The organism is Crenobacter cavernae (genome assembly GCF_003355495.1).
Taxonomy (GTDB): Bacteria; Pseudomonadota; Gammaproteobacteria; order Burkholderiales; family Chromobacteriaceae; genus Crenobacter; species Crenobacter cavernae.
Map to the genome: position 1 here is coordinate 3,218,197 of NZ_CP031337.1, position 25,619 is coordinate 3,243,815.

The following is a 25,619-nucleotide window of genomic DNA, read 5'->3' on the forward strand; positions in this document are numbered from 1 at the left end:
CCGACCATGAAGCTCAAAATCCTCTTCCATCGGCAGCACCCGGTCTGGGCATCGGGGCTTGCGCTCTGCCTCGCCGGTCAGCCCGCCACAGCGGCCATCTCGCTGGCGAACGCCCCGCTGTTTCTCACCACCAGCGTGGCCCCCAACCTGATCCTCACCCTCGACGACTCGGGCAGCATGGCCCGCGCCTACACGCCGGACACGATCAGGAACGACCAGGGCAAGGGGAACGGCAAGCGCTTCAAGGCGAGCTACTACAACCCGATGTACTACAACCCCGCGGTGACTTACACCGTTCCGACGCGTCGCGACGGCGTCGGCTACAGTACGAGCTTTAACAATGCGCTGTTGGACGGCTTCAACAGCGCAGCCGGCACGGTAGACCTGGGCAGCAACTACAAAGTCACATTCCAGTACTACAACGGCAGCGGCCAGTGCAGCCAATACCTGAGCGAGGACAAACCGGCCTCGCCGCAATGCTGGCTGGTAGAAAACCCTGCTGCGGATTTCGAGAGTGGGGGCGTCGACAGGACGACCTCCGGCGTGCCGGCTTATTACTACCTGTTCTACAGCCAGAAAAAAGGCCAAGCGAAGCCGGACAACTGTACCGACGACAAGGAAGTCGAGTACTGCTATATCAAGATCGATGTCGGCTCAAGCGACGACATCGCCAAGGGGGACAGCGCCGAACAGAAAAAGCAGAACTTCGCGAACTGGTACTCTTTCCACCGCACGCGCGCCCTTTCGATGATGTCGGCCGCCATGAGCGCCGTGACCGATATCGACGATCAAGAAGTGCGCCTCGGCTGGCAGACGCTCAACAACGGCGGCTGCGACAGCTTCGGCACGACCTGCAAAGGCTACGACGACGTCGACCGCGAAAACCGGCTGCGCAAGCTCACCACCTCCCACCGCAGCAACTTCTACAACTGGCTCCAGCGTTTCGACGTAGGCTCGTCCACGCCCTTGCGCGGCGCGCTCAAGAAGGTCGGCGACTATTTCTCGATCAGCACCGGCGGCACCGACCCCGCCACCCCCTATGCTGAGGATCCTTACGTCAGCAAAGGCACCGAGCTGAGCTGCCGCAAGAACTTCCACATCCTGTTCACCGATGGCTTGTGGAACGGCAACAACAACGTCGATTACGGCGGCAACCTCGACAGCACCGCTCGCAACCTGCCGGATAGCACGGCCTTTCCAGCGGACAAGCCTCCGTTCAAGGACGGCAACAGCAACAGCCTCGCCGACATCGCTTTCAAGTACTGGGCCACCGACCTGCGGACCGACCTCGACAACAATGTCCAGCCGTATGTCGCCGCCCGTTCCGACGATGCAGCGGCTCAGTACTGGGACCCGAAAAACGATCCGGCCAGCTGGCAGCATCTGGTCAACTTCACCATCGGCCTCGGCTTGACCAGCACGCTGAGCGACCCGGTTTGGGGGGGCTCCACCTACGCCGGCGATTACGACAAGATTAAAAAGGATGACAAAAACTGGCCGCCGATCGACGAAAACCCGGTGAACAACCTCGAGCCGGTCGGCCATGTCTACGACCTGTGGCACGCCGCGATCAACAGCCGCGGCCAATTCTTCAGCGTCGAAGAGCCCGACGCCATGGTCAAGGCGTTCCGCTCGGCGGTCACCTCCATCCTCAACGCCAACCCGTCTGCCGCCGCACTCGCCGCCAACTCCACCAGCCTGCAGACGGGGACCCTTGTCTACCAGGCGGGTTTTGACAGCCGCGACTGGCACGGCCAACTGCAGGCGTTTCCGATAGAGGGGGACGGCATCGGCGACGCCCAGTGGGACGCCGCCAAGCTGATTCCCACCAGCGGCCGCAAGGTTTTCACCTACGACGGTAGCCAGGGCAAAGAGTTCAAGAATTGCAGCAGCGACCTGAGCGAGACCCAGAAGCTCGCGCTCGACACCGACAGCAGCGGCGTCGTCGATAACCAATGCACCGCCCGCCTCGACTGGCTGCGCGGCGACGCCAGCAAGGAACAGCGTTTCAGCGGCGGCGTCTTCCGCGATCGCAAAGCATCGGTCCTCGGCGACATCGTCAATTCCGACCCGATCTACGTAAAGGACCAGGACGACGGCTATACCGGCAGCGCTGCCGAGAGCGAGGCCGGCAGCTACCGGACTTTCGTCAATGCAAAAAAGACCCGTACCCCCGTGGTCTACGTCGGCGCCAACGACGGCATGCTGCATGCATTCCGGGCCGACACCGGCCATGCCAAATCCGGTGTCGAGCAGTTCGCCTACGTCCCGGCCGGCGTCTACGGCCGGCTCAGCCAACTGACCAGCCCGGCCTACACTCACACCTATACGGTAGATGGTGCACCCAACGTGGGCGACGCCTACCTGTCGAATGCCTGGAAAACCGTGCTGGTCGGCGGCCTGGGCGCTGGCGGCAAGTCGGTCTACGCGCTGGACGTCACCGACCCGGACAACTTCGGCGCCGGCAAGGTGCTATGGGAATACAGCGATGCGACCGATCTCGGTTATACGTACAGCCAGCCGCAAATCGCCCGCCTCAACAACGGTCAATGGGCGGCGGTCTTCGGGAACGGTTACAACAGCGCATCCGACAAGGCCTTCCTCTATATCGTGAACCTCGCCGACGGCAGCCTGATCAAGAAGATTCCGGCCGGCAACAGTACCGCCAACGGCTTGTCCACGCCGGTACTGCACGACGCCAACGGCGACAAGATCGTCGACGCGGTCTACGCCGGCGACCTGCAGGGCAAGCTGTGGAAATTCGACCTGTCGTCCAACTCTGACAGCAACTGGGCAGTCGGCAACGGCGGCAACCCCCTGTTCAGCGCCAAGAACGGCAGCGACCAGGTCCAGCCGATCACCTCGCAGCCCAAGCTCGGCGCCCACCCGCAGGGCGGGATGCTGGTCTATTTCGGGACCGGACGTTACCTGACCAGCACCGACCCGCAGAACACCGAAGTGCAAAGTTTCTACGCGCTCCGGGACAATGGGGTCGCGGGAACGGTGACGCGCAACAACCTCAAGGCGCAAACCATCGACTTCGAGGGCAAGGCTTTCAATCGCGACGTGCGACTGACCAGCAGCCATACGGTGGACTGGTCGAGCCAACGGGGCTGGTATATAGATCTGGTCTCGCCCTCATCCACCCCCAAGGGAGAACGGGTCGTCTCCCCCGCCCTGCTCAAGTACGACCGCGTCCTCTTCGTGACCCAGATTCCCTCCACCGACCCGTGCGTGCCCGGCGGCGAGAGCTGGCTGATGGAAGTGGGCAGCCTGTCCGGCGCCGCCACCACCCTGTCGGTGTTCGACCTCGACAACAACAACCTTTTCGACGACGCCGACAAGCACGAAAACCGCGTGGTGACCGGCCTGAAGTCGACGGTGGGGATGACCAAGGCCCCCGTCTGGCTGGAGGGCGGCGACCTCAAGCGCGACCTCAAGGTGCTCTCCGGCACCTCGGGCGGGCGGGCCGTGGAAAAGAACCGCCCGCCCCGTAAGGTCCGGGTTTACTGGCAGGAAATTCTGTAGAAGGGCATAACCCATGAAAAGCTTTCTTCGCGGCTTCACGCTGATCGAACTGATGATCGTCGTCGCCATCGTCGGCATCCTCGCGTCGATCGCGCTACCCGCTTACCAGGACTATGTGCGGCGCACGGCGCGTGCCGACGCGAAGGCGATCCTGCTGGAAAACGCGCAGTTTCTCGAGCGCAACTTCACCGAGGCCAACCGATACGACCAGACCACCACGGCTAGCGCGACCTCGGCGATGCTGATCGACCAGTCCCCGCGCGACGGCACCGCCAAATATCAGATCAGCGCGACGACACTCGCCAGCAGCACTTTCACGCTCAGCGCCACCCCGGTCACTGGCGGCCCGATGGACGGCGATGCCTGCGGCACGCTCACGCTGAACCAGCTCGGTCAAAAAAATGTCAGTGGTACCACCACCCTGACGGCCGCCCAATGCTGGAACTGAATGTCTCCGACCGATAGCAAAAAAAGCTCGGCCAACCTTTCAAGGTTGGCCGAGCTTTTTCGTGCGATGAAGACCACTCAGTGCCGCACGTTGCGCACCGCGTCCACCACGTCGAACTCGAACAGCTCGTTCACGTCGTCCTCGTCGAACACGTAGCGCTGATTGCAGAAGTCGCACGCGATCTCGACGCTGCCCTGTTCGAGCACGATGTCGCCGACTTCCTCGCCGCCTAGCATCTTCAGCATGTCGCCGACGCGGTCGCGGCTGCAGTTGCACGCGAAGGCGGTCGGCTCCGGCTCGAACACGCGCACGGTTTCCTCGTGGTAGAGACGGTGCAGGATATCGGTCGGCGCGAGCGTCAGCAGTTCCTCGCTCGAAAGCGTGTCGGCCAGCGCCACCGCGCGCGGCCAGCCGTCGGCGTCGCCGTGGCCGTCGGGCAGGCGCTGCAGCAGCAGGCCGGCGGCGGTTTCGCCGTCGGACGCCAGCTGCAGGCGGGTGTCGAGCTGCTCGGAGCGGCTCATGTAGTGCATCAGCATCTCGGCCAGGGTGTCGCCCTCGAGCGCGACGATGCCCTGCCACGGCTCGCCCTGTTTCGGTTCGAGCGTGATCACAAAGCGGCCGCCTTCGCCGATCAGCTCGGCGAGGCTCATGGTCTCGTCGATGTCGCCCTGCACCTTGGCGGTGGCGCGCTCGCTACGGTCGTGGCCGGCTTCGACCACCGCCAGGCGCAGCGGGCCATGGCCCTGCAGCTGCATGATCAGCGTGCCGTCGAACTTAAGGTTGGCCGACAAGAGCTGGCTGGCGGCCATCATCTCGCCGAGCACGCGCGCGACCGGCGCCGGGTAGGCGCGGCGGCTCAGCACCTGTTGCCAGGTGTCGTCGAGGCGAACCAGCGCGCCGCGCACCGGGGCGCCGTCGAACAGGAAGCGTTGCAGCGTGTCTTTCTGGTCCATGGGTCAGGATTCCTTTGCGAGAGTCAGGGTGTAGACGGTCATCGGCAGGCTGCTCGACACGTCGAATTCGGCGCCGGCCTTCACGCCGAGTTCGGCGATCTGGCGCGCGGTGAGCTCGCTGTCGTAGGCGGCGTACATCGCGCCCATCGCGAACTGTCGCCCGGAGCCGATCGCCCAGAAGCGCGAGAAGTCGTACACCTCGCGCAAGGGGTAGACGCCGAAGATGCCGTGCGGGTTGGCGATCAGCACCATCATCCGGCTCGACTCGTACGGGTCTTCCTCTTCCTCTTCCGGGCGCATGTAGAACGCGTCCTTGAGCTTGGGGTGCAGCTTGCGGAAGGTATCGAAGATGCCTTGCCGGTTGGTCAGGTCGCGGGTCTTCTGCGCCTTGAGCGCGTTCTGCAGCACCAGGTCGTGCGCGGCCGCGCCGGAGATCGCCAGCAGGCTGTCGCCGAGCTTGAAGATCTTGTCGTGAAAGCGGTCGTAGCCCGACAGCAACTTGTGGTCGTCGCCGAAGGTGGTCTGGCTGTCGGCCGCGATCGCGACCTCGTCGCCCTTGCGCACCACCACGATGGTCGTCATACGCGTCTCACCCTGTTGAAACAAAAACGCTAAGATAAGGCACAGTCTCAAAAAAACAAGCACGGGAGCCGTTTCAGCATGTGCCAGTTATTGGGGATGAACTGCAATACCCCGACCGACATCCTGTTCTCGTTCGAGGGTTTCCACCGCCGCGGCGGGCTTACCGACCACCACGCCGACGGCTGGGGCATCGCCTTCTTCGAGGGGCGCGGTTGCCGCTTGTTCCTCGACGACAAGCCGTCGGCCGATTCGCCGGTCGCCGCGCTGGTGCGCGCGTATCCGATCAAGTCGGAAAACGTGATCGCGCACATCCGCAAGGCGACGGTCGGCCCGGTCGGTCTGGCGAACACCCACCCGTTCATCCGCGAAATGTGGGGGCAGTACTGGATCTTCGCGCACAACGGCGACCTTAAGGACTATCAGCCGCAAGCGGGCCAGTACTTCCGGCCGGTCGGCAGCACCGATTCGGAAGCGGCGTTCTGCGCGATCTTGGAAAGCCTGCGCCAGCGCTGGGACGCGCCGCCGCCGCTGCACGAACTGTGGGAAGAAGTGCAAAGCCTGGCCGAGTCCATCCGCGCGCACGGCATCTTCAACTTCATGCTGAGCAACGGCGAGTTCCTGTTCGCGCACTGCTCGACCCATCTGCACTACCTCGTGCGCAAGGCGCCGTTCACCACCGCCCACCTGCTGGACGAGGACGTGACGGTCGACTTCGCCAACGTCACCAAGCCCGACGACCGCGTCGCGGTGATCGCCACCCAGCCGCTCACCGACAACGAGCACTGGACGCGGATCGAGCCGCAGCAACTGATCCTGTTCAAGGACGGCCAGCCTCTGTACTGCAGTTGAGACCCAGCGGCAAGGAGACGACGATGCGAGCGCAACACCTGTTCCTCCTCCTTGTCCTGCTGTTGGCCGTCGGCGCCGCGCACGCCGCCGTGCCGCCGACCACCGTTCCCGCCGTCGACCTGAACCGCTACGCCGGCACCTGGTACGAAATCGCCAGAAAACCGATGTATTTCGAGCGCCACTGCGTGCGCGACGTCACCGCCACCTACACGATCAAGTCGGACGATACGCTGAGGGTGGAGAACCGCTGCCTGAACGAGGACGGCGAGGAGGTGCTCGCGCGCGGCAAGGCCCGCGTGGTGCCCGACAGCGGCAACGCCAAGCTCGAGGTCAGCTTCTTCTGGCCGTTCACCGCGCCGTACTGGGTGCTGTGGCTCGACGACGACTACCGCGCCGCGCTGGTCGGCGAGCCCGGCCGCGACTACCTGTGGCTCTTGTCGCGCACGCCGCAGCTCGATGCCGAACTCGAAACCGCCGCGCTGAACCGCGCGCGCGAACTCGGCTTCAAGCTCGACGACCTGATCCGACCGCAGCAGGGCCGCTGACGCGGCTCCTCATCCTCGCCGCGCAAACTCAAGGAGACGCCATGCCCCTCGACCGCAACGCCATCCACGCCGTCACCGCGGCCGAGCGCCAGCGTTTCGCCGACACGCATCCGGCATCGCAACGCCTCGCAGAAGAGAGTCGTGGCCACTTTCTCGCCGGCGTGCCGATGCACTGGATGAGCGACTGGGGCACGCCGTTCCCGCTGTTCGTCGAAAAAGCCCAGGGCGTGACGCTGACCGATGCCGATGGCCACCGCTACACCGACTTCTGCCTCGGCGACACCGGCGCGATGTTTGGCCACAGCCCGGCACCGGTCGCCGAGGCGCTCGCCGCCGCCGCGGGTCGCGGGCTGACGTCGATGCTGCCGTCGCCCGACGCGCCCGTCGTCGGGCGACTGTTGGCCGAGCGCTTCGGCCTGCCGGTCTGGCAGCTGACTGCCACCGCGACCGACGCCAACCGCGCGGCGATCCGCTGGGCGCGCGCGCTGACCGGCCGCAGCCAGGTGCTGGTCTTCAATGGCTGCTACCACGGCACCGTCGACGACACCTTCGTCAAGCTCAAGAACGGCCGCGCGGTGCACCGCCCGGGGCTGATCGGCCAGCAGGTCGACCTGACCCGCCACACCGTCGCGGTCGAATTCAACGATCTGGCCGCGCTCGAGGCGGCGCTGTCGAGTCGCGACGTCGCCTGCGTGCTCACCGAACCGGCGCTGACCAACTGCGGCATGGTGCTGCCGCAGCCGGGCTTTCTCGACGGCGTGCGCGAGCTGACGCGCCGCTACGGCTCGTTACTCATCCTCGACGAGACGCACACGCTGTCGAGCGCGCCGGGCGGCTGGGGCCGGCAGGCCGGCATCGCCCCCGACCTGCTGACCGTCGGCAAGGCGATCGCCGGCGGGCTGCCGGTCGCGGTCTACGGCATGAGCGCGGCCGTCGCCATCCTGGCCGAGGCCTACCTCGCCAGGAAAGAGCCGGGGCACTCGGGCCTCGGCACCACGCTGTCGGCCAACCTGTTCTCGCTGGCGGCGCTGCGCGCCAACCTCGAAGCGGTCGCCACCGACGCCGCCTACCAGCACATGACCGGCACCGCGTCCTATCTCGGCCACCGGCTGTCCGAGCTGTTCGCCCTGCACCACCTGCCGTGGTGCGTCACGCAGATCGGCGCGCGCTGCGAGTTCCAGTTCGCCGTGTCGCCGCCCGTCGACGGCCGCGAGGCCGAGGCGGCGATGGACCCCGAACTCGAGCACGCGCTGCACCTGTTCCTGCTCAACCGCGGCGTCGCGATCACGCCCTTCCACAACATGATGCTGTGCGCACCGGCCACCACGCGCGCCCACGTCGACACGCTGGTCACCACGCTGGAAGCCGCGATCGCGGCGATCGAAAGGGGCGTGCCGTGAGTCATGGCTTCGCGCTGTCGGGTTCGCCGTTCGACGTCCTGCCCGGCGCCGAGCGCGAACGGCTCGAAGCGGCCGCCGACCTCGCCTACTTCGCCGACGACGCCGAGATCCTCGGCCCGGATTCCCCGGTCGACACGCTCTACGTACTGATCAAGGGCAAGGTGCGCGAGATGGCCGGCGACGAGGTAATCGCCGTCTACCAGGCCGGCGATGCCTTCGACGCGCGCGCGCTGGTGAGCGGCGCCACGCGCCACCGCTTCGTCTGCCACGAAGAGGCGCTGGCGCACGCGCTGCCGCGCGAGACGGTGCTGGCGCTGACCGAGTCCAACCCGCACTTCGGGGCGTTCTTCTTTGCCAGCGTGTCGGAAAAGCTCGAAAGGTTGGCCGAGCGCGCCGGGCGGCGCGAGATGCAGACCTTGCTCACCGCCACGGTGCGCGAACTGGGTGTCCGTCAGCCGGTCTTCCTCGACGCGGCCGACACCCTCGTCGACGCGGCACGCACCATGAAGACGCGCCAGGTCCACTCGGTACTGGTCCGGCACGGCGACACGGTCGGCATCTTCACCAGCAGCGACTTTCGCGACATCGTCCTCGACGCGGTCCCGGGCGACACCCCGCTCTTGGCGCTGACGCGCTTCGACCTGATCAGCGTCGACATCGACGGCTACCTGTTCGACGCGCTGCTGACCATGACGCGCCACGACATCCGCCGCGTCGTGGTGCTGGACGGCGGCAAGCCGGCCGGCGTGCTCGAACAGGTCGACCTGCTGTCCTACTTCTCGACCCATTCGCACCTGATCGCCGAGCGCATCGACCGCGCGGGCTCGCTCGACGCGCTGAGCGACGTCGCCGGCCAGATCACCCGGCTGATCGCCCAGCTGCACGGTCACGGCGTCAAGGCGCCGCAGCTGGCACGGCTGGTCCAGGCGCTCAACGCGCGTCTGTTCGCGCGCACCTGGCAGCTGGTCGCCCCGCCCGAGGTGCGCAGCGGTAGCTGTCTGATCGTGATGGGGTCGGAGGGACGCGGCGAACAGATCCTGAAGACCGACCAGGACAACGCGCTGATCCACACCGACAGCGTCGATCCGGCCGTCGCCGCGCGCGCCGCCGACGCGTTTTCCGCGGCGCTGGCGCGCTTTGGCTACCCGCCCTGCCCGGGGCGGGTGATGGTGAACAATCCCGACTGGCGCGGCACGCCGGCCCAATGGCGCGACCGGCTATACCGCTGGGTGGCGCAGCCGACGGGCGATGCGCTGATGCAGCTGGCGATCTTCCTCGACGCCGAGGCGGTCGCCGGCGACGCCGCAAGCTTGGCCGAGCTCAAGCGCTATCTGGCCGATCGGCTGCAGGACGATGACGCCTTCCGGTCGCGCTTCGCGCACGCACTCGACCGGTTCGACACGCCGGGCCTGATCGCCCAGCTGTTGCAGGACAACACGCCGCTCGACCTGAAAAAGAGCGGCATCTTCGCCGTCGTGCACGGCTGCCGCGCGCTGGCGCTCGAATACGGCGTCGCCGAAACCAACACCTTCGAACGGCTGGAGCGCCTGGCCGAGCACGGCGTCCTCGGCCGTGAACTCGCCCGCGACGCGGCCGAGGCGCTCGCCTTCCTGATGACGCTGAGGCTCAAGACCGGGCTGGCCGCGATAGACGCCGGCGCGGCGCCCGGCAACCAGGTGGTGCCGGCCAGGCTGAACACGCTCGAGCGCGACCTGTTGAAAGACGCCCTCGCGGTGGTGCGCCGCTTCAAGACGCAACTGCGCCACCACTACCAGCTGGGGGCGTTGTGATGCTCGCGGCGATCCGGCGCCGCTGGCTGCGCAAGAAGCTGAGCGACCCGCGCTACGCCTTCCTGTTCGACGAAGTGGCAGGCGAACTCGTCAGCCTGGACTGCGAAACCACCAGTCTCGATGCCGATCGGGCCGAACTCCTGTCGATCGCCGCGGTGAAGATCGTCGGCCACCGCGTGCTGACGAGTTCGGCGTTCTCGACCCTGGTGCGGCCCGAACGCCGGCCGCCGAAAGCCGACAGCGTGAAGATCCACGGCCTGAGGCCGCGCGACGTCGAGCACGGCGTCGCGCCCGCCAAGGCGCTCGCCGCACTGCTCGATTTCGTCGGCGGCCGGCCGCTGGTCGGCTACTACCTCGAATACGACCTCGCGGTGCTCGGGCGTTACCTGAGGCCGCTGATCGGCATCGGCCTGCCCAACCGGGCGATCGAGATTTCCGCGCGCTACTACGACTACAAGACCAGGCAGCACCCCGGGGCTCACGTCGACCTGAGCTGGGCGCCGCTGCTCGCCGACCTGAAGGTGCCGGCGCTAGCGCGCCACGACGCGCTCAACGACGCGATCACCGCCGCACTCGCCTACCAGGCGCTCGCCGCGCGCGGCTTTGGCTGAGCCTACCGCATGAAAAAGCTCGGCCAACCTTGCAAGGTTGGCCGATTGTTACCGCCAAATGGACGCCGCCGCATTCACGCGGCGGCTTGGTGAGGACAAGGATCGGCACCGGGCGTACCCCGCCCGGTGCCTCGCAAGCGTGTGGATAGCCTCATCGACCGCCTCCGCGCTCAGTGCAGTCCTTCACGACTCAGGAAGCGCAGGTAGCCGACGCCGTCGACCCAGAAGCCGCCGTCCGGCAGCGGGTCGGCCTCTTCCAGCTCACCCACGGTCAACTCGAGCAGTTGGCCGTCGACCTGCGCCTGCAGCGCCACGTCGTCGTCGTCGGCATAGTCTTCCGAGGCGTACAGGAAATCGGGGACGACAAACTGGTTGTTCACCTGGATGTAGTCGGACCGGTTCAGCAAACGCAGGATGTTCATCATGTCCTCCTTGTCCGTGCACGCAGCACATCCACAACGAGACAGTTCCATCCGACTCCCGGCTGACGCGGGTCCACACTGTCAGGCGAACCGGCGCACCACTCGAAAGGGCGCTACAGCCAGCCGCGCTCGGCCAGCGAACTGGCCTCTGCGGCGCTGATGACAAGATGATCCAGCAAACGTATCTCCACAAGTTCCAGCGCAGCTTTCAGCGTCGACGTCAGCATCCGGTCGGCCGCCGATGGCTCGGCCACCCCAGAAGGGTGGTTGTGCGCGACGATCACCGCCGCCGCGTTGTGCACCAGCGCCCGCTTGACGATTTCGCGCGGGTAGACGCGCGTTTCGTTCACCGTGCCCTGACTAACTTCTTCGACCGCGAGCACGCGATTTTGTGCCGACAGGTAGAGCGCGACGAACACCTCGATCGGCTTGTGGCCGATCGACAAGCGTAAATAATCGATCACCGCCTGCGGGCTGGTCAGCGCGTCCACCAGCCGCATTTCCTCGGCGAGGCTGCGCCGCGCCAGTTCGCGCGCGGCGGCCAGCTGCGTGTACTTGGCCACCCCGAGGCCCGGCATGCCGGCGACCGTCTCGGCGTCGGCGGCGAACAGCGCCGACAAGGACCCAAAACGGCCGAGCAGGCTGCGACCGACGTCGAGCGCCGTCTGGCCCTTGACGCCGGTCCTGAGCAGGATCGCCAACAATTCGGCGTCCGACAGCGCGCCGGCGCCGCGCGCCAGCAGTTTTTCACGCGGACGCTCATTTTCCGGCCAGTGCGCAATCGACATGGTCTTCCCCCTTGTTGTGCTATAGCACCGCTAGCCGGACTCAACAATAACGCCATTTGCATAACCGGGAGAACCCTGCCCCGCCACGCCCGGGCGCGACCGGCGGGCGGCAAATCGGCTAAACTTGGCGTTTTGCTTTGTATCGATGAAGGAGACGACCATGCCGACCCGCCGCATCCTGTTGGGCGTCACCGGCGGCGTCGCCGCCTACAAGTCGGCCGAGCTGACCCGCTTGCTGGTCAAGGCCGGCCACCACGTCGAGGTGGTGATGAGCGAAGCCGCAACCCGCTTCGTCACGCCGGCGACCTTCCAGGCGCTGTCCGGCCACGCCGTCTACACCGACCTGTGGGACAGCCGCCCGGCGGGCGCGATGGCGCATATCGACCTGTCGCGCCGCGCCGACCTGTTCCTGATCGCGCCGGCCACCGCCGACACGCTGTTCAAGATCGCGCACGGCGCCTGCGACGACCTGATCTCGACGCTCGCCGCCGCGCGCACCTGCCCACTCGCGGTCGCGCCGGCGATGAACCGCCAGATGTGGGACAACCCGCCCAACCAGCGCAACCTCGCGCAACTCGTCGCCGACGGTGTGACCGTCTTCGGCCCGGCCTCGGGTGCGCAGGCCTGCGGCGAGGTCGGCCCAGGACGGATGCTCGAACCCGAACAGATCGCGGAGCTGATCGACGGCGTGTTCGCCGACAAGTCGCTCGCCGGCAAGAAGGTGCTGATCACCGCCGGCCCGACCTTCGAGCCGATCGACCCGGTGCGCGGCATCACCAATATTTCCAGCGGCAAGATGGGCTACGCGCTGGCGCGCGCCTGCCGCGACGCCGGCGCCGAGGTACTCCTGGTCTCCGGCCCGACCGCGCTCGCGGCGCCGGTCGGCGTCACGCGCATCGACGTCACCACCGCGCAACAGATGCACGACGCGGTGCTGGAACGGGCAACGGGTAGCGACGTGTTCATCGCCGTCGCGGCGGTCGCCGACTACCGCGTCGCCAACCGTTCCGAGCACAAGCTGAAGAAACAGGGCGCGGCGCCGACGCTACAGCTTACCGAAAACCCCGACATCCTCGCCGCCGTCGCGGCGCTGCCTAGCGGCCCGTTCTGCGTCGGCTTCGCCGCCGAGAGCCAGAACCTCGTCGACTTCGCCGAGGCCAAGCGCCAGAAGAAGGGCGTGCCGCTCTTGGTCGCCAACCTGGTGCAGACGGCGATGGGCAGCGACGCCAACGAGGTGGTGCTGCTCGACGACGCCGGGCAACACCCGCTGCCGATCATGGACAAGGACGAGGTCGCCGCCGCGATCGTGCGCCACCTCGCCCGACAGCTCAACACCAAACAAGGACAAGCATGAAACCGACCGTCGACCTGAAAATCCTCGATGCTCGCCTGCAGGACAATCTGCCCGAGTACGCGACCGCCGGCTCGGCCGGTCTCGACCTGAAGGCCGCCCTCGACACCGAAATCGCGATCGAGCCGGGCCAGACCGTGCTGGTGCCGACCGGCATCGCGATCCACATCGCCGACCCCGGCCTCGCCGCGATGATCCTGCCGCGCTCGGGCCTCGGCCACAAGCACGGCATCGTACTCGGCAATCTGGTCGGCCTGATCGACTCGGACTACCAGGGCCAGCTGTTCGTGTCGGTCTGGAACCGCGGCCACGACACCTTCCGCCTCGCGCCTTTGGAGCGCATCGCGCAGATGGTGATCGTGCCGGTGGTGCAGGTCGGCTTCAATATCGTCGACGACTTCGACGCGTCGCACCGCGGCGAAGGCGGCTTCGGCAGCACCGGCCGCCACTGAGCCCGCCGTCCCGGCAAAAGCTCGGCCAACCTTGAGAAGGGTTGGCCGAGCTTTTTTTCATGCCTCGGCGCCTGCCCCGCTTCCCCGGCACAAAAGAAGAGACCGGCCTAAGCCGGTCTGAAGGGAGTTGCCAGTGATGACCAGGAACTTACGACAACAGGTGGTTGCTCAGCTCGCGCAGGCCGGCCGACAGCATCGCCAGATCCAGCACGTCGAAGGACTGGAACTCGCCGAGCATCTGCTGACACGCCTCGACATCCAACGCGCGGCGCGCCAGCCAGGCTTCGGCGAAGCAGTGCTCGTCGGCGCAATCGGCCGGCGCGTCCTGCATCGCCTGACGGGTCAGCTTCTTCTGCAGACGGTACAGGTCGTCGCGCAGCGCCGAGCGGGCCAGCGACTGCCAGCGGTTGTCGCGCGGCAGGCGGTTGATCGCCTCGAGCAGCCAGTCAAGCTGCAAGGTGCGCCCGAGCAGGTAGTAGTTCGACGCGAGGTCGGTCAGCTCGATCGGGCTGCCTTCGCCGGAGTCGATGATGTCGAGCATCGGCACCGCGAATTCGAGGCGGGCCAACAGGCGCGCGAAGTCACGCGGCAGGCCCATTTCGGCCAGGTAGCGCGCCTCGAGCGCGGCGACCGCCGGGTAGGTGTCGGCCGACACCAGCTCCGGCAGCTCGGCCATCAGCGCCTGCACCCGGGCGGCGTAGTGCTCGATCTGCGCGTTGACCGAGCCGATCGGACGGCGGTAGCGCAGGATCCAGCGCGTGATGCGCTCGACCAGCGTGCGCACGCGCACCATCAGTTCGACCTGCAGGTTGGCCGGCACCTTGTTGTCGAGCGACTCGATCTGACGCCACATCGCCTCGGCGCCGAACACGCGGCTCGCCACCCACCAGGCGCGCGTGATGTCGGCTTCCGGCTGCGGGTTCTCTTCCTTCAGGCGGAAGATGAAGCTGGTGCCCATGCGGTTGACGAGCTGGTTCGCCAGCTGGTTGGCGACGATCTCGCGTTTCAGATGGTGTGACTTCATCTGGTCGCCGAAGCGCGCCTGCAGCGGTTTCGGGAAGTAGTTCACCAGCACCGGCAGGAAGTCGGCGTCGTCGGGCAGCTCGGACTTGAGCAGCGCCTGGTCGAGCGTGATCTTGCTGTAGGCCAGCAGCACCGCCATCTCCGGGCTGGTCAGGCCGAGCTTGGCCAGACGCCGCTCGTTCAGCTGCGCCTCGTTCGGCAGGTATTCGAGCTCGCGGTTGAGTTCGCCGGCCTTTTCCATCGCCGTCATCATCCGCGTGTGTACCGACAGCATCGCCGGCGCGTTCTGGTGGTTGATCGCGAGGATCTGCGTCTGCAGGTAGTTGTTGCTCAGCACCAGCTCGCCGACCTCGTCGGTCATCTCGACCAAGAGCTCGTTGCGCTGCTTGAGCGTCATGTCGCCGGCCTGGATCACCGCGCCGAGCAGGATCTTGATGTTGACCTCGTGGTCGGAGCAGTCGACACCGGCCGAGTTGTCGATCGCGTCGCTGCAGATCAGCCCGCCCTTCAGCGCATACTCGATGCGGCCCTTCTGCGTGCAACCGAGGTTGCCGCCTTCGGCCAGCACCTTCACGTTCAGCTCGTTGCCGTTCACGCGCAGGCCGTCGTTGGCGCGGTCGCGCGCGTCGGCGTTGCTCTCGCCCGACGCCTTCACGTAGGTACCGATGCCGCCGTTGTACAAGAGGTCGGCCTCGGCCTTCAGCAATTCGTGCATCAGCTCGTTCGGCGCCATGCTGTCGCGGTCGGTCTTCAACCACTCGCGCACTTGCGGCGACAGCGGGATCGACTTGGCCGAGCGCTCGAAGATGCCGCCGCCTTCCGAGATCAGCTCGCGGTTGTAGTCGGTCCAGCTCGAGCGCGGCAGGTTGAACAGGCGCGCGCGCTCGGCGAAGCTCGTCGCCGCGTTCGGGTTCGGGTCGAGGAAGATGTGCAGGTGGTTGAACGCGGCCTTGAGACGAATATGCTCGGACAGCAGCATGCCGTTGCCGAACACATCGCCGGCCATGTCGCCGATGCCGACCACGGTGAAGTCCTGCTGCTGGCAGTTCACGCCGAGGTGGCGGAAGTGGCGCTTGACCGACTCCCACGCGCCGCGCGCGGTGATGCCCATCTTCTTGTGGTCGTAACCGGCCGAACCACCCGACGCGAACGCGTCGCCGAGCCAGAAGCCGTACGCCTCGGACACGCCGTTGGCGATGTCAGAGAAGGTCGCGGTGCCCTTGTCGGCGGCGACCACCAGATACGGGTCGTCCTCGTCGAGGCGGCGCACGTCGACCGGCGACACGATCTGGCCGTTCACCAGGTTGTCGGTGACGTCGAGCAGCGCCGAGATGAAGGTCTTGTAGCAGGCGATGCCTTCGGCCATGAAGGCCTCGCGGTCGGAAGGCGCCGGCAGCTGCTTGCAGACGAAGCCGCCCTTCGAGCCCATCGGCACGATCACCGAGTTCTTCACCATCTGCGCCTTGACGAGGCCGAGCACCTCGGTGCGGAAGTCTTCCATCCGGTCGGACCAGCGCAGACCGCCGCGGGCGACTTTCGAGCCGCGCAGGTGCACGCCTTCGATGCGCGGGCTATACACCCAGATTTCGAACAGCGGGCGCGGCTGCGGCAGGAACGGGATCTTGCCCGATTCGAGCTTGAACGCGATGTAAGCCTTCAGCGCACCGCCGGCGTCCTTCTGCCAGAAGTTGGTGCGGCGCGTCGCCAGGATCACTGACATCATGCCCGATAGGATGCGGTCTTCATCGATATTGGCGACCGATTCGAGCGCGTGCTTGATCTGGCCGCGCAGCGCCTCGGCGCGCGCCTCGTCGGCGTCTACCGGATGCAGGCGGGCGAGGAACAGGTCGACCAGCGTGCGGGTGATCGTCGGATAGTTGCCGAGGCACTGCTCGATGTAGGCTTGGCTGAAGGTCAGGCCGCCCTGGCGCAGGTACTTGGCCAGCGCACGCGCCAGCGAGATTTCGCGCCAGTTAAGGCCGCCGAGCAGCACCAGCTTGTTGAAGCCGTCGTTCTCGACCTTGCCGGCGAACACCTGGGCCAAGAGTTCCTGGAACGCGGTCTCGACTTCGGGACGCGCGATCGCGTCGCCGCCTCGGCCAACCTCGAGGCCGAAGTCGCTGATCCACACCACCGAGCCGTCGGCGCGTTCGACCTTGTACGGATGTTCGTCGCGCACCGCGACGCCGAGGTTCTCCAGTAGCGGCAGGCTGGCCGACAGGTTCAGCGGCTCGCCGGCGTGGAACAGCTTCAGGTTGATCGCTTCGGCCTCGCGGTGCAGCGGGCGGTAAAGCTTCAACGCGAGCGGAGACGCTTCGGTCACGGCTTCCAGCAGCTGGGTGTCGAGCACCGCGCTCCTCACCGCGAACTCTTCGCGGTAGGCGGTCGGGAACGCCTGCTGGTAGCGGTGGAACAGGCGGTTGCCCTGCTCCTCGCCGTAGCCTTCGACCAGCTGCTGGTGCAGCTCTTCGGCCCAGCCGCGCACGACGCGGGCGATTTCAGCCTCGACCTCGTCCTCGTTGAAGTCGGGCAGGCTGGCCGACGGGGTGCGGATGATGTAGTGCACGCGGGCGAGCAGGCCGTCGCCGATCTGCACGCCGAACTCGGCGCCGGTGCCGTTGAACGCGCGCAGCAGCACTTTCTCGATCTTCAGCCTCACCTCGGTGCTGAAGCTGTCGCGCGGCACGTAGACCAGGCAGCTGACGTAGCGATGGTAATGGTCGGTGCGCAGGAACAGGCGCACGCGCGGGCGTTCCTGCAGGTTGACGATGCCCTCGGCGATCGGCTGCAGCGTCTCGGGGGAGATCTCGAACAACTCGTCGCGCGGGTAGCTCTCCAGCACGAAGGACAGCGTCTTGGCCTTGTAACTGTTGTCGACGTAGTCGCACGCCTTGATCACGTAGTCGACCTTGCGGCGCAGGATCGGGATGTCCTTCGGCGGCACCTGGTAGGCGCCGACGGTGTAGAGGCCGAGGAAGCGGCGCTCGCCGATCACCTCGCCCTTCGCGTTCAGGCGCTTGACGCCGACGAAATCGAGGTGGGCCGGACGGTGAAGCTGCGAACGGGTCTGCGACTTGTTCAGCACCACCAGCTGCGGCAGGTGGGCGCGCTCGCGCAGCGTCTGCGGCAGCGCCTCGAAGCTTTCCGAGAACTCCTTGTCGCCCTGGTCGCGCAGCACGCCGAGGCCCGAGCTCTTCACGATCTTCAGGCTGTCCTTGCCGTCGCGACGCACCAGGTCGTAGTCGCAATAGCCCATGAACAGGAAATGGTTTTCCGACAGCCACGCGAGGAACTCGGCCACCTCGCGCGCCTCGTCGTTCAATGCGGCCGGTGCGGTCTCGGGCAGCTCGGCGGCCAGGCTCGCGGCGACGGCGCGCATTTTCGGCTCGTCTTCGACGACGCGACGCAGCGCGCCGAGCACCTGGTGCAGTTCCTTCTCGAGCGCGGCGATGCGCTCCGGTTCGGACACGCGGTCGATCTCGACGTGGATGAACGATTCGAGCGGCAGGCTGCGGCCCTCGGTGCGACGCACCTCGATGAGCTTGCCCTTGTCATCGCGACGCACCGACAGCACCGGGTGCACCAACAGGTGCAGGCGCAGGTTGTGGCGCGCCAGCAGCATGGCGACCGAGTCGATCAGGAACGGCATGTCGTCGTTGACGATCTCGATCACCGTGTGCGTGCTCTGCCAGCCGTCGCGTTCGAAGTCGGGATTGTAGATGCGGACCTTCGATTCGCCGGGTTTGCGCTGTTCGGCGAAACGGTGGTGCGCCATCGCGGCGCCGAGGAGGTCGAGCGCGGAGAAGCGCGACAGGTCGTCGTGTTCGGCTTCTTCGTAGTAGATCGACAGGAAAGGAATGAAAACGGCTTGTTCTTTGGCGGGCAGGCTGCTTTCGGCGAGCGCCTGAATCTCGGCAACCAGATTCGTCAATTCTGTTTTATGCGTCAGTGACATGATCCGTTTGGCTCCGGGGTCCTGAAGGGTGGCAGGCGGGCCGTTTTTGGCGTGCGCCTGAATTTCGTCAAGCAGATTCGTCGATTCCGTTTCGTGTGTGAGTGACATGACCTGTCTTGCTCCGCTGACCAGAAAGAGGTGCGGAGGATTGTAGACGGGGGCCATGCAGGGGAAATTCCGCCAGGCGACATGCATTTATACTTTTATTAAATGCGCTGGTTTTCCCTAGCCTCATTCCAGGGAAATTTTTTCCGCCTCCGGAGGCCATTTTGCTTATAGCAATGCGACGACGAATTATAAATCCCCCAGCCCCCCCTCGCCCGTAATGCACCGCAAAATAATCTTCAAGTAATTGATTTTATTGATATTTCCATTTATCACTCAAAGCAGGTAAAATGCGACCCTTTCTCTTTCTGCCTCTTGCCATGAAGCCCGCCACATTGTTGGGTAGGATCAATCGTGACAAGATTGGTTCGCGTCGAGACGATCCTCAAACCGCAACCGAATTGGCAGCATGAGAGCCCGGCAGCGTGTTTGGCCGGCTTCCCGTCGGAGGATATCCTCGCCGAATGGGGTACACCATGCGGGTTAATTCATTTGTCAAAAAGCAAAGAATTTCCGTCACACAGGGCAGAGCACTCACATGAAAAAGGTACTGGTTCTCTCCACGCTGGCCGCCCTCGCCGCCGGCGTGAACGCGCAAGCCGAAACCCTGCGTTTCGGCATCGACCTCAACTACCCGCCGTTCTCCAAGCAGGGCGCCGACGGCAAGCCGCAGGGCTTCGACGTCGACATGATCCACGCGCTGTGCGCGGCGATGAAGACCACCTGTCAGGTCGTGCCGCAAGACTGGGACGGCCTGATTCCGGCGCTCAACGCCAACAAATTCGACGCCATCCTGTCGTCGATGCAGATCACCCCCGAACGCCAGAAGGCGGTCGACTTCACCCGCAAGTACTACAACGTCCCGAGCCGCGTCATCGGCAAGGCCGGCAGCCAGGTCGACCAGAATGCGTTCAAGGGCAAGAAGATCGGCGTGCTGCGCGCGTCGACGCAGGAAAAGTTCGCCCGTGACTACTGGGGCAAGAACGGCGCGCGCATCGTGTCGTACACCAAGTCGCCGGAATCCTTCCTCGACCTGAAGGCGGGCCGCGTCGACGCGGTGTTCGTCGACGGCGCGGTCGGCGACACCGAATTCCTCAAGACGCCGAACGGCAAGGGCTACGCCTTCGTCGGCCCGAACTACAGCGACGTCAAATACTTTGGCCTCGGCGCCGGCATCGCGGTCAAGAAGGGCAACAAGGCCCTCGCCGACCGCCTGAACCAAGCCATCGACCAAGTCCGCAAGGACGGAAGCTACAAGAAGGTACAGGACAAGTACTTCAGCTTCGACGTGTACGGCGGCTAAGCCCTATACGCCCCGGTCAACCGGGCAGGGCTCGCCTGCCCGGCTCTACAAGCTACAACGGAGAAATCATGAAGAAGCACGGCCTTTTCCTCGCCGGGGTGCTCGCCCTGGCCGTGGGTGGCACAGCCCACGCCGAAACCCTGCGCTTTGCCACCGACGCCAGCTATCCGCCGTTCTCCAAACAGGGTCCGGACGGCAAGATGGTCGGTTTCGACCCGGAGATCGCCCACGCGCTGTGCGCGGCGATGAAGGTGACGTGCGAAGTGGTGCCGCAGGACTTCGACGGCATCATCCCGGCGCTGAACGCGAAGAAATTCGACGCGATCATCGCGTCGATGAACATCACCGACGAACGCAAGAAGGCGGTCGACTTCTCCGACCGCTACTACAACATGCCGAGCCGCCTCGTCGCGAAGGCCGGCGCCCAGGTCAACGACGCGTGGTTCAAGGGCAAGAAGATCGGTGTGCTGCGCTCGTCGATCCAGGAAAAATATGCGCGTGACCACTGGGTGAAGCGCGGCGCCAAGCTGGTCGCCTACGGCAAGGCGCCCGAATCCTTCCTGGACTTGAAGGCCGGCCGCGTCGACGCGAGCTTCGTCGACGCCGCCGTCGGCGAGAGCGACTTCATCAAGACGCCGAACGGCAAGGGCTACGCCTTCGCCGGCCCGGTCTACACCGACGCGAAGTACTTCGGCGAAGGCGCCGGCATCGCGGTGCGCAAGGGCGATAAGGCTCGGCTCGCCCGGATCAACGCGGCGCTCAAGCAGATCCGCGCCGACGGCAGCTACGACAAGATCCAGAAGAAGTACTTCAGCTTCGACATCAAGTGATCGGCCGCCGGGCCTGAGCGCCCGGCGTGACGATGATCTGGGGGCGGCCAGCCGCCCTCGCCCCAGCGTCTTTTTTTCGGGGTGCATTCCATGTTCCTGCAAGGTTACCTCCCCAGCATTCTGGAAGGCGCGGTGCTCACCCTCGAGGTGGCCGGCCTATCCTTGTTGGTATCCGTTGTACTCGGCTTCATCGGCGCGATGTGCAAACTGTCGCCGTCCAAACCGCTCGTCTGGTTGGCCGAGCTCTATTCCACCGTGATCCGCGGCGTGCCCGACCTGGTGTGGATGTTCATGCTGTTCTTCGGCGGCCAGATGGCGATCAACGAGCTGGCCACCCGGCTCGGTGCCGACGCGCCCGAGATTAACCCCTTCGTCGCCGGCGTCTTGACCATCGGCTTCATCTTCGGCGCCTACATGACCGAGACCTTCCGCGGCGCGATCATGGCGGTGCCCAAGGGGCAGATGGAAGCCGGCTTGGCCTACGGCATGTCGCCGCTCAGGGTGTTCTTCCGCATCACGCTGCCGCAGATGGTCCGCTTCGCGCTGCCGAGCTTCTCCAACAACTGGCTGGTGCTGGTCAAGTCGACCGCGCTGGTGTCGGTGATCGGCCTGAACGACATGATGTACAAGGCCGATACCGCCAAGTCGGTGACGCAGGAGCCGTTCACCGTCTACATGCTGGTCGGCGGCCTGTACCTGGTGATCACCACGGTGTCGATCCTGGCGCTGACCTGGCTGGAGAACCGTTATTCAATGGGCGTTAAGGAGAGCGGACTGTGATCGATCTCAAGCTGATCCTCGAGAACCTGCCGTCCTTCTTCGGCGGCGCATACGGCGAGCCGGTGCTGTCGACCAGCGACGGCCTGATCATGACCTTCCAGCTTCTCGGGCTGTCGCTGCTGCTGGGCCTCGCGCTGTCGGTGCCTTTGGCGCTGATGCGCGTGTCGAAGAAAAAGTGGCTGGCGTGGCCGGTGTGGATCTATACGTATGTGTTCCGCGGCACGCCGATGCTGGTGCAGTTGTTCATCTTCTACTACGGTCTGTCGCAGTTCGACGCCGTGCGCGACAGCTGGGCGTGGAACTACCTGCAGGAAGCGTACTTCTGCGCCATCCTCGCATTCACGCTGAACACCGCCGCCTACACCACCGAGATCATCGCCGGCCAGATCCGCAACACTTACTACGGCGAGATCGAGGCGGCCAAGGCGGTCGGCATGGGCCGCTGGCTGATGATGCGCCGCATCGTGATCCCGTCGGCGCTGCGCCGCGCGCTGCCGGCGTACAGCAACGAGGTGATCATGATGCTGCACGGCACGTCGATCGCCGGCCTCGTGACGCTGGCCGACCTGACCGGCGTCGCGCGTCGCCTGTACGCCGACAGCTACCAGCCGTTCGAGCCGTTCCTGATGGCCGGCGCCATGTACCTGTCGTTCACCTTCCTGTTCGTCTGGCTGTTCAAGCGACTCGAAGGCCGCTACCTCGCCTACCTCGCGCCGCGCAAGCACTGAGAGACGACGCATGCAGACCCGTGAACATCTGCTCTTGCCGCCGAGTCTCGGCACCCAGCGCCGTGTCACGAGCTTCCACTTCGGTGACGCCGGCGCCGGCCGCAAGGTCTACATCCAGGCCTCGCTGCACGCCGACGAACTGCCCGGCATGCTGGTCGCCTTCAAACTGAAGGCGAGCTTGGCCGAGCTCGAAGCGGCCGGAAGGCTCAACGCCGAAGTGGTGCTGGTGCCGGCCGCCAACCCGATCGGCCTCGACCAGCGCGTGCTCGGCCAGGCGCTGGGCCGCTTCGAGCTCGCCTCGGGGCAGAACTTCAACCGTCACTACCCGGCGCTCGCCGACCGGGTCTTCGACGCGCTCAAAAACAGCTTGGGCAGCGATACCTCGGCCAACGTCGCGGCGATCCGCGCCGAGCTTGGGCAAAGCCTGGCCGAGCTCGCGCCGACGAGCGAACTGCAGAGCCTGCGGCTTGCGCTGATGCGCCTCGCGCACGACGCCGATCTGGTGCTGGATCTGCACTGCGACTTCAACGCCGGCGCCCACCTCTACACGCTGACGCCGCAGTGGCCCGAAGTCGAGCCGCTAGCGCGTTACCTCGGCAGCTGCGCGCAGCTCTTGGCGGTCGATTCGGGCGACCACCCGTTCGACGAAGCCTGTAGCCAGCTGTGGCTTTTGCTAGACCAGAAGGGACGGGAGCACGCGGCCGCGACCGGAGGCGCGGCGCCGGCGATTCCGCTGGCGACCACCGCCATCACCGTCGAGTTGCGCGGCCAGGACCGGGTCGAGCACGACTTGGCCGAGCGCGACGCCGACGCGCTGATCGCGTATCTGACCGAACGCGGCTTCGTCGCCGGCGCCGCGCCGACGCCGCCCGACCTGCCCTACCCGGCCACGCCGCTGGCCGGCGTCGAGGACCTGATCGCCCCGCACGCCGGCGTGATCGCCTTCCATCGCCCGGCCGGTTTCACGGTCGAGGCCGGCGACCTCGTCGCCGACGTCATCGACCCGATCAGCGGCGCGGTCTCACCGCTTTATGCCCGCCACGCCGGGATGCTGTTCGCCCGCGTGCGCGACCACTACGCCGCACCGGGCATGTGGGTGGCCAAGATCGCCACCGACCTTGCTTTCAAAACAGGGAAGTTGTTAAGCGCATGAAACCGATCGAACACCCCAACGCCGTCGCCACCGGCCAGAACGGCAACATCAAGCTGCGAGTGAATGACCTCTACAAGAGCTACGGTCATCACGAAGTCCTCAAGGGCGTGTCGCTGACCGCGCACGCCGGCGACGTGATCAGCATCATCGGCTCGAGTGGCTCGGGCAAGAGTACCTTCCTGCGCTGCATCAACATGCTCGAGCAGCCGAACAAGGGCCAGATCTTCGTCGCCGGCGAAGAGCTCAAGCTGACCGAAGACCGCCGCAACGGCGCGCTGAAGGCCGCCGACGCCAAGCAACTGGCGACGATGCGCACCAAGCTCGCGATGGTGTTCCAGCACTTCAACCTGTGGGCGCACATGACGGTGCTCGAGAACATCATCGAGGCACCGATCCACGTGCTCGGCGTGCCGAAGGACCAGGCGATCGAGCGCGCGCGCCAATACCTCGAGAAGGTCGGCCTGAAGGGCGTCGAGGACAAGTACCCGTCGCACATGTCAGGCGGCCAGCAGCAGCGCGTCGCGATCGCGCGCGCGCTGGCGATGGAGCCCGAGGTGATGCTGTTCGACGAACCGACCAGCGCGCTCGACCCGGAACTGGTCGGCGAGGTGCTGAAGGTGATGCAGAACCTGGCGAAGGAAGGCCGCACCATGGTCGTCGTCACGCACGAGATGGGCTTCGCCCGCGAGGTGTCCAACCACGTGATCTTCCTGCACCAGGGCCGCATCGAGGAACAGGGCAATCCGCGCGAAGTGCTCGCCAACCCGCAGAGCGAACGCCTGGCGCAATTCCTGTCCGGCCGTTTGAAATAGGCTCTAGAATCACGATGAACCCGGCAGGCAGGCCCGAGCCCGCCATGCCGGGCGCCCGACCTCCCCAACCGCGTGGTGTCCATGGCCCAACCGCCCGCCAGCAAGCCGCAACGCATCGGATTCCTGATGCTGCCCAATGCCTCGATGGCCGACTACGCCGTCGCCAGCGAAGCGCTGATCCGCGCCAACGAGATCGCCGAAAAGAAGCTCTACGATATATTGACCCTGTCGCTCACCGGCGAAACGGTGAGCTTCAACAACCGGCTCGCATGCCCGGTCGACCTGCCGCTCGGTTACGCGCCCAAGCTCGACCTGCTGTTCGTCCTCGCCGACGACCTCGACCTCAAGCTGCCGCTCGACGCGCTGATCTCCGGCATCCAGGCGCAGAACCCTGACAGGCTGACGCTGGTCGGCCTCGGCGCCGGCAGCTACTGGATGGCGCGCGCCGGCTACCTGCACGGCTACCGGGCGACGATACACTGGCAGGAAATCGCCCGCTTCACCGAAGAGTTCCAGGACATTATCGTCACCTCCAACCTGTACGAGGTCGACCGCAACCGCCACAGCTGCGCCGGCGGCGCCGCCACCTTCGACTACCTGTTGCACTACCTGAGCACCCAGCACGGCGCCGACCTTGCCGGTCTCTTGTGCGAGCGCTTCAGCATGGAGCGCATCCGCCCGAGCAGCGAGCGGCAGCGCATTCCGCTGGCGACACGCATAGGCAACAGCCAACCCAAGCTGACCGACGCGGTATCGCTGATGGAGGCGAACATCGAGGAGCCGCTGTCGACCGACGACATCGCCTACTACGTCGGCGTGTCGCGCCGCCAGCTGGAACGGCTGTTCAAGCAGTATTTGAACACTGTGCCGTCGAAGTACTATCTCGAACTGCGGCTGAACCGCGCGCGGCAATTGCTGCAGCAGACCAGCAAGTCGATCGTGCAGATCGGCCTCGCTTGCGGATTCTCCAGCGGCCCGCACTTCTCGAGCAGCTACCGCAACCACTTCAACACCACGCCGCGCGAGGAACGCGCGAAACGGCTGAACGCCCCCAGAGCTTAAACGTTGGCCGAGCCCCAAAGCTCGGCCAACCCTCGAGCCATAACGGCCGCAAACGCGGCCGTTTTTTCATGCCGCTTCTTCCCGGAGCACGCCCCTCGTACCGTCCCCGCCAAGCCGGGCGAGCCGTCCCATGCGAGTCCCCACGCCGT

General features: G+C 65.7%; 21 protein-coding genes. 16 read left to right on the forward strand and 5 right to left on the reverse strand.

Going from position 1 to position 25,619, the window contains the following annotated elements; genetic code table 11:
- Nucleotides 1-6 precede the first annotated feature (6 nt).
- A complete protein-coding gene (locus DWG20_RS15635; RefSeq protein ID WP_115434661.1) occupies nucleotides 7-3,528 on the forward strand; it encodes a pilus assembly protein in 3,522 nt (1,173 codons plus the stop codon).
- A 13-nt stretch (nucleotides 3,529-3,541) separates the two neighbouring features.
- Nucleotides 3,542-3,976 (forward strand): type IV pilin protein, encoded by a 435-nt coding sequence (locus DWG20_RS15640; protein ID WP_115434662.1) that lies wholly within the window; start codon nucleotides 3,542-3,544, stop codon nucleotides 3,974-3,976.
- A gap of 77 nt (nucleotides 3,977-4,053) precedes the next feature.
- On the opposite strand, the gene hslO is transcribed toward DWG20_RS15640, so the two are convergent.
- Together hslO and DWG20_RS15650 are read right to left on the reverse strand one after the other, a co-directional pair.
- Complete coding sequence (gene hslO, locus DWG20_RS15645) at nucleotides 4,054-4,929, reverse strand: Hsp33 family molecular chaperone HslO (protein WP_115434663.1); 876 nt, start codon at nucleotides 4,927-4,929, stop codon at nucleotides 4,054-4,056.
- Between the two features lie 3 nt (nucleotides 4,930-4,932).
- Nucleotides 4,933-5,511, reverse strand: a complete 579-nt coding sequence (locus DWG20_RS15650; RefSeq protein ID WP_115434664.1) for an Ntn hydrolase family protein — start codon at nucleotides 5,509-5,511, stop codon at nucleotides 4,933-4,935.
- Between the two features lie 78 nt (nucleotides 5,512-5,589).
- Between DWG20_RS15650 and DWG20_RS15655 the strand changes: the two genes are divergently transcribed.
- From DWG20_RS15655 to DWG20_RS15675, 5 genes are read left to right on the forward strand one after another with little or no spacing between them, the layout of a single operon-like run.
- Nucleotides 5,590-6,360, forward strand: coding sequence for a class II glutamine amidotransferase (locus DWG20_RS15655; RefSeq protein ID WP_115434665.1), 771 nt, complete (start codon nucleotides 5,590-5,592; stop codon nucleotides 6,358-6,360).
- A gap of 23 nt (nucleotides 6,361-6,383) precedes the next feature.
- Complete coding sequence (locus DWG20_RS15660) at nucleotides 6,384-6,905, forward strand: lipocalin family protein (RefSeq protein WP_115434666.1); 522 nt, start codon at nucleotides 6,384-6,386, stop codon at nucleotides 6,903-6,905.
- Nucleotides 6,906-6,946: 41 nt separating this feature from the next.
- Nucleotides 6,947-8,305 (forward strand): aspartate aminotransferase family protein, encoded by a 1,359-nt coding sequence (locus tag DWG20_RS15665; RefSeq protein ID WP_115434667.1) that lies wholly within the window; start codon nucleotides 6,947-6,949, stop codon nucleotides 8,303-8,305.
- Complete coding sequence (locus DWG20_RS15670) at nucleotides 8,302-10,095, forward strand: DUF294 nucleotidyltransferase-like domain-containing protein (RefSeq protein ID WP_220271975.1); 1,794 nt, start codon at nucleotides 8,302-8,304, stop codon at nucleotides 10,093-10,095. Before DWG20_RS15665 ends, DWG20_RS15670 begins: the two co-directional genes overlap by 4 nt.
- Nucleotides 10,095-10,706, forward strand: a complete 612-nt coding sequence (locus DWG20_RS15675) for a 3'-5' exonuclease (RefSeq protein ID WP_115434668.1) — start codon at nucleotides 10,095-10,097, stop codon at nucleotides 10,704-10,706. The genes DWG20_RS15670 and DWG20_RS15675 overlap by 1 nt, the downstream gene beginning before the upstream one ends.
- Nucleotides 10,707-10,876: 170 nt before the next feature.
- On the opposite strand, the gene DWG20_RS15680 is transcribed toward DWG20_RS15675, so the two are convergent.
- Together DWG20_RS15680 and radC are read right to left on the reverse strand one after the other, a co-directional pair.
- On the reverse strand, nucleotides 10,877-11,128 hold the full coding sequence (locus tag DWG20_RS15680; protein ID WP_115434669.1) for a hypothetical protein: 252 nt from the start codon (nucleotides 11,126-11,128) through the stop codon (nucleotides 10,877-10,879).
- A 113-nt stretch (nucleotides 11,129-11,241) separates the two neighbouring features.
- On the reverse strand, nucleotides 11,242-11,916 hold the full coding sequence (gene radC / locus DWG20_RS15685; protein WP_115434670.1) for a RadC family protein: 675 nt from the start codon (nucleotides 11,914-11,916) through the stop codon (nucleotides 11,242-11,244).
- 160 nt (nucleotides 11,917-12,076) lie between these two features.
- On the opposite strand from radC, the gene coaBC reads away from it, so the two are divergent.
- The gene (gene coaBC, locus DWG20_RS15690) at nucleotides 12,077-13,270 is read left to right on the forward strand and encodes a bifunctional phosphopantothenoylcysteine decarboxylase/phosphopantothenate--cysteine ligase CoaBC (RefSeq protein ID WP_115434671.1); all 1,194 of its coding nucleotides are present in this window, start codon (nucleotides 12,077-12,079) and stop codon (nucleotides 13,268-13,270) included.
- Nucleotides 13,267-13,719 (forward strand): dUTP diphosphatase, encoded by a 453-nt coding sequence (gene dut / locus DWG20_RS15695; RefSeq protein ID WP_115434672.1) that lies wholly within the window; start codon nucleotides 13,267-13,269, stop codon nucleotides 13,717-13,719. The genes coaBC and dut overlap by 4 nt, the downstream gene beginning before the upstream one ends.
- A gap of 148 nt (nucleotides 13,720-13,867) precedes the next feature.
- Here the strand turns inward: dut and DWG20_RS15700 are convergent, their stop codons facing one another.
- Nucleotides 13,868-18,697, reverse strand: coding sequence for an NAD-glutamate dehydrogenase (locus DWG20_RS15700; RefSeq protein WP_115434673.1), 4,830 nt, complete (start codon nucleotides 18,695-18,697; stop codon nucleotides 13,868-13,870).
- 643 nt (nucleotides 18,698-19,340) lie between these two features.
- On the opposite strand from DWG20_RS15700, the gene DWG20_RS15705 reads away from it, so the two are divergent.
- The 7 genes from DWG20_RS15705 to DWG20_RS15735 all read left to right on the forward strand — a co-directional run bounded on the left by DWG20_RS15705 (nucleotide 19,341) and on the right by DWG20_RS15735 (nucleotide 25,470).
- A complete protein-coding gene (locus DWG20_RS15705; protein WP_115434674.1) occupies nucleotides 19,341-20,105 on the forward strand; it encodes an ABC transporter substrate-binding protein in 765 nt (254 codons plus the stop codon).
- 68 nt (nucleotides 20,106-20,173) lie between these two features.
- Nucleotides 20,174-20,935, forward strand: a complete 762-nt coding sequence (locus tag DWG20_RS15710) for an ABC transporter substrate-binding protein (RefSeq protein WP_115434675.1) — start codon at nucleotides 20,174-20,176, stop codon at nucleotides 20,933-20,935.
- Between the two features lie 90 nt (nucleotides 20,936-21,025).
- A complete protein-coding gene (locus DWG20_RS15715) occupies nucleotides 21,026-21,715 on the forward strand; it encodes an ABC transporter permease (RefSeq protein ID WP_115434676.1) in 690 nt (229 codons plus the stop codon).
- The gene (locus DWG20_RS15720; RefSeq protein WP_115434677.1) at nucleotides 21,712-22,443 is read left to right on the forward strand and encodes an ABC transporter permease; all 732 of its coding nucleotides are present in this window, start codon (nucleotides 21,712-21,714) and stop codon (nucleotides 22,441-22,443) included. Before DWG20_RS15715 ends, DWG20_RS15720 begins: the two co-directional genes overlap by 4 nt.
- 10 nt (nucleotides 22,444-22,453) lie before the next feature.
- Nucleotides 22,454-23,596, forward strand: coding sequence for a succinylglutamate desuccinylase/aspartoacylase family protein (locus DWG20_RS15725; RefSeq protein ID WP_115434678.1), 1,143 nt, complete (start codon nucleotides 22,454-22,456; stop codon nucleotides 23,594-23,596).
- Nucleotides 23,593-24,408, forward strand: a complete 816-nt coding sequence (locus tag DWG20_RS15730; protein WP_115434679.1) for an ABC transporter ATP-binding protein — start codon at nucleotides 23,593-23,595, stop codon at nucleotides 24,406-24,408. Before DWG20_RS15725 ends, DWG20_RS15730 begins: the two co-directional genes overlap by 4 nt.
- Nucleotides 24,409-24,489: 81 nt before the next feature.
- On the forward strand, nucleotides 24,490-25,470 hold the full coding sequence (locus tag DWG20_RS15735) for a GlxA family transcriptional regulator (protein WP_115434680.1): 981 nt from the start codon (nucleotides 24,490-24,492) through the stop codon (nucleotides 25,468-25,470).
- Nucleotides 25,471-25,619 lie beyond the last annotated feature (149 nt).

Bases quoted from the DNA above. Each gene is read 5' to 3' on its own strand.
- DWG20_RS15635 (WP_115434661.1), top strand. From the start codon at position 7: ATGAAGCTCAAAATCCTCTTCCATCGGCAGCACCCGGTCTGGGCATCG.
- DWG20_RS15640 (WP_115434662.1), top strand. From the start codon at position 3,542: ATGAAAAGCTTTCTTCGCGGCTTCACGCTGATCGAACTGATGATCGTC.
- hslO (WP_115434663.1), bottom strand. From the start codon at position 4,929: ATGGACCAGAAAGACACGCTGCAACGCTTCCTGTTCGACGGCGCCCCG.
- DWG20_RS15650 (WP_115434664.1), bottom strand. From the start codon at position 5,511: ATGACGACCATCGTGGTGGTGCGCAAGGGCGACGAGGTCGCGATCGCG.
- DWG20_RS15655 (WP_115434665.1), top strand. From the start codon at position 5,590: ATGTGCCAGTTATTGGGGATGAACTGCAATACCCCGACCGACATCCTG.
- DWG20_RS15660 (WP_115434666.1), top strand. From the start codon at position 6,384: ATGCGAGCGCAACACCTGTTCCTCCTCCTTGTCCTGCTGTTGGCCGTC.
- DWG20_RS15665 (WP_115434667.1), top strand. From the start codon at position 6,947: ATGCCCCTCGACCGCAACGCCATCCACGCCGTCACCGCGGCCGAGCGC.
- DWG20_RS15675 (WP_115434668.1), top strand. From the start codon at position 10,095: ATGCTCGCGGCGATCCGGCGCCGCTGGCTGCGCAAGAAGCTGAGCGAC.
- DWG20_RS15680 (WP_115434669.1), bottom strand. From the start codon at position 11,128: ATGAACATCCTGCGTTTGCTGAACCGGTCCGACTACATCCAGGTGAAC.
- radC (WP_115434670.1), bottom strand. From the start codon at position 11,916: ATGTCGATTGCGCACTGGCCGGAAAATGAGCGTCCGCGTGAAAAACTG.
- coaBC (WP_115434671.1), top strand. From the start codon at position 12,077: ATGCCGACCCGCCGCATCCTGTTGGGCGTCACCGGCGGCGTCGCCGCC.
- dut (WP_115434672.1), top strand. From the start codon at position 13,267: ATGAAACCGACCGTCGACCTGAAAATCCTCGATGCTCGCCTGCAGGAC.
- DWG20_RS15700 (WP_115434673.1), bottom strand. From the start codon at position 18,697: ATGTCACTGACGCATAAAACAGAATTGACGAATCTGGTTGCCGAGATT.
- DWG20_RS15705 (WP_115434674.1), top strand. From the start codon at position 19,341: ATGAAAAAGGTACTGGTTCTCTCCACGCTGGCCGCCCTCGCCGCCGGC.
- DWG20_RS15710 (WP_115434675.1), top strand. From the start codon at position 20,174: ATGAAGAAGCACGGCCTTTTCCTCGCCGGGGTGCTCGCCCTGGCCGTG.
- DWG20_RS15715 (WP_115434676.1), top strand. From the start codon at position 21,026: ATGTTCCTGCAAGGTTACCTCCCCAGCATTCTGGAAGGCGCGGTGCTC.
- DWG20_RS15725 (WP_115434678.1), top strand. From the start codon at position 22,454: ATGCAGACCCGTGAACATCTGCTCTTGCCGCCGAGTCTCGGCACCCAG.
- DWG20_RS15730 (WP_115434679.1), top strand. From the start codon at position 23,593: ATGAAACCGATCGAACACCCCAACGCCGTCGCCACCGGCCAGAACGGC.
- DWG20_RS15735 (WP_115434680.1), top strand. From the start codon at position 24,490: ATGGCCCAACCGCCCGCCAGCAAGCCGCAACGCATCGGATTCCTGATG.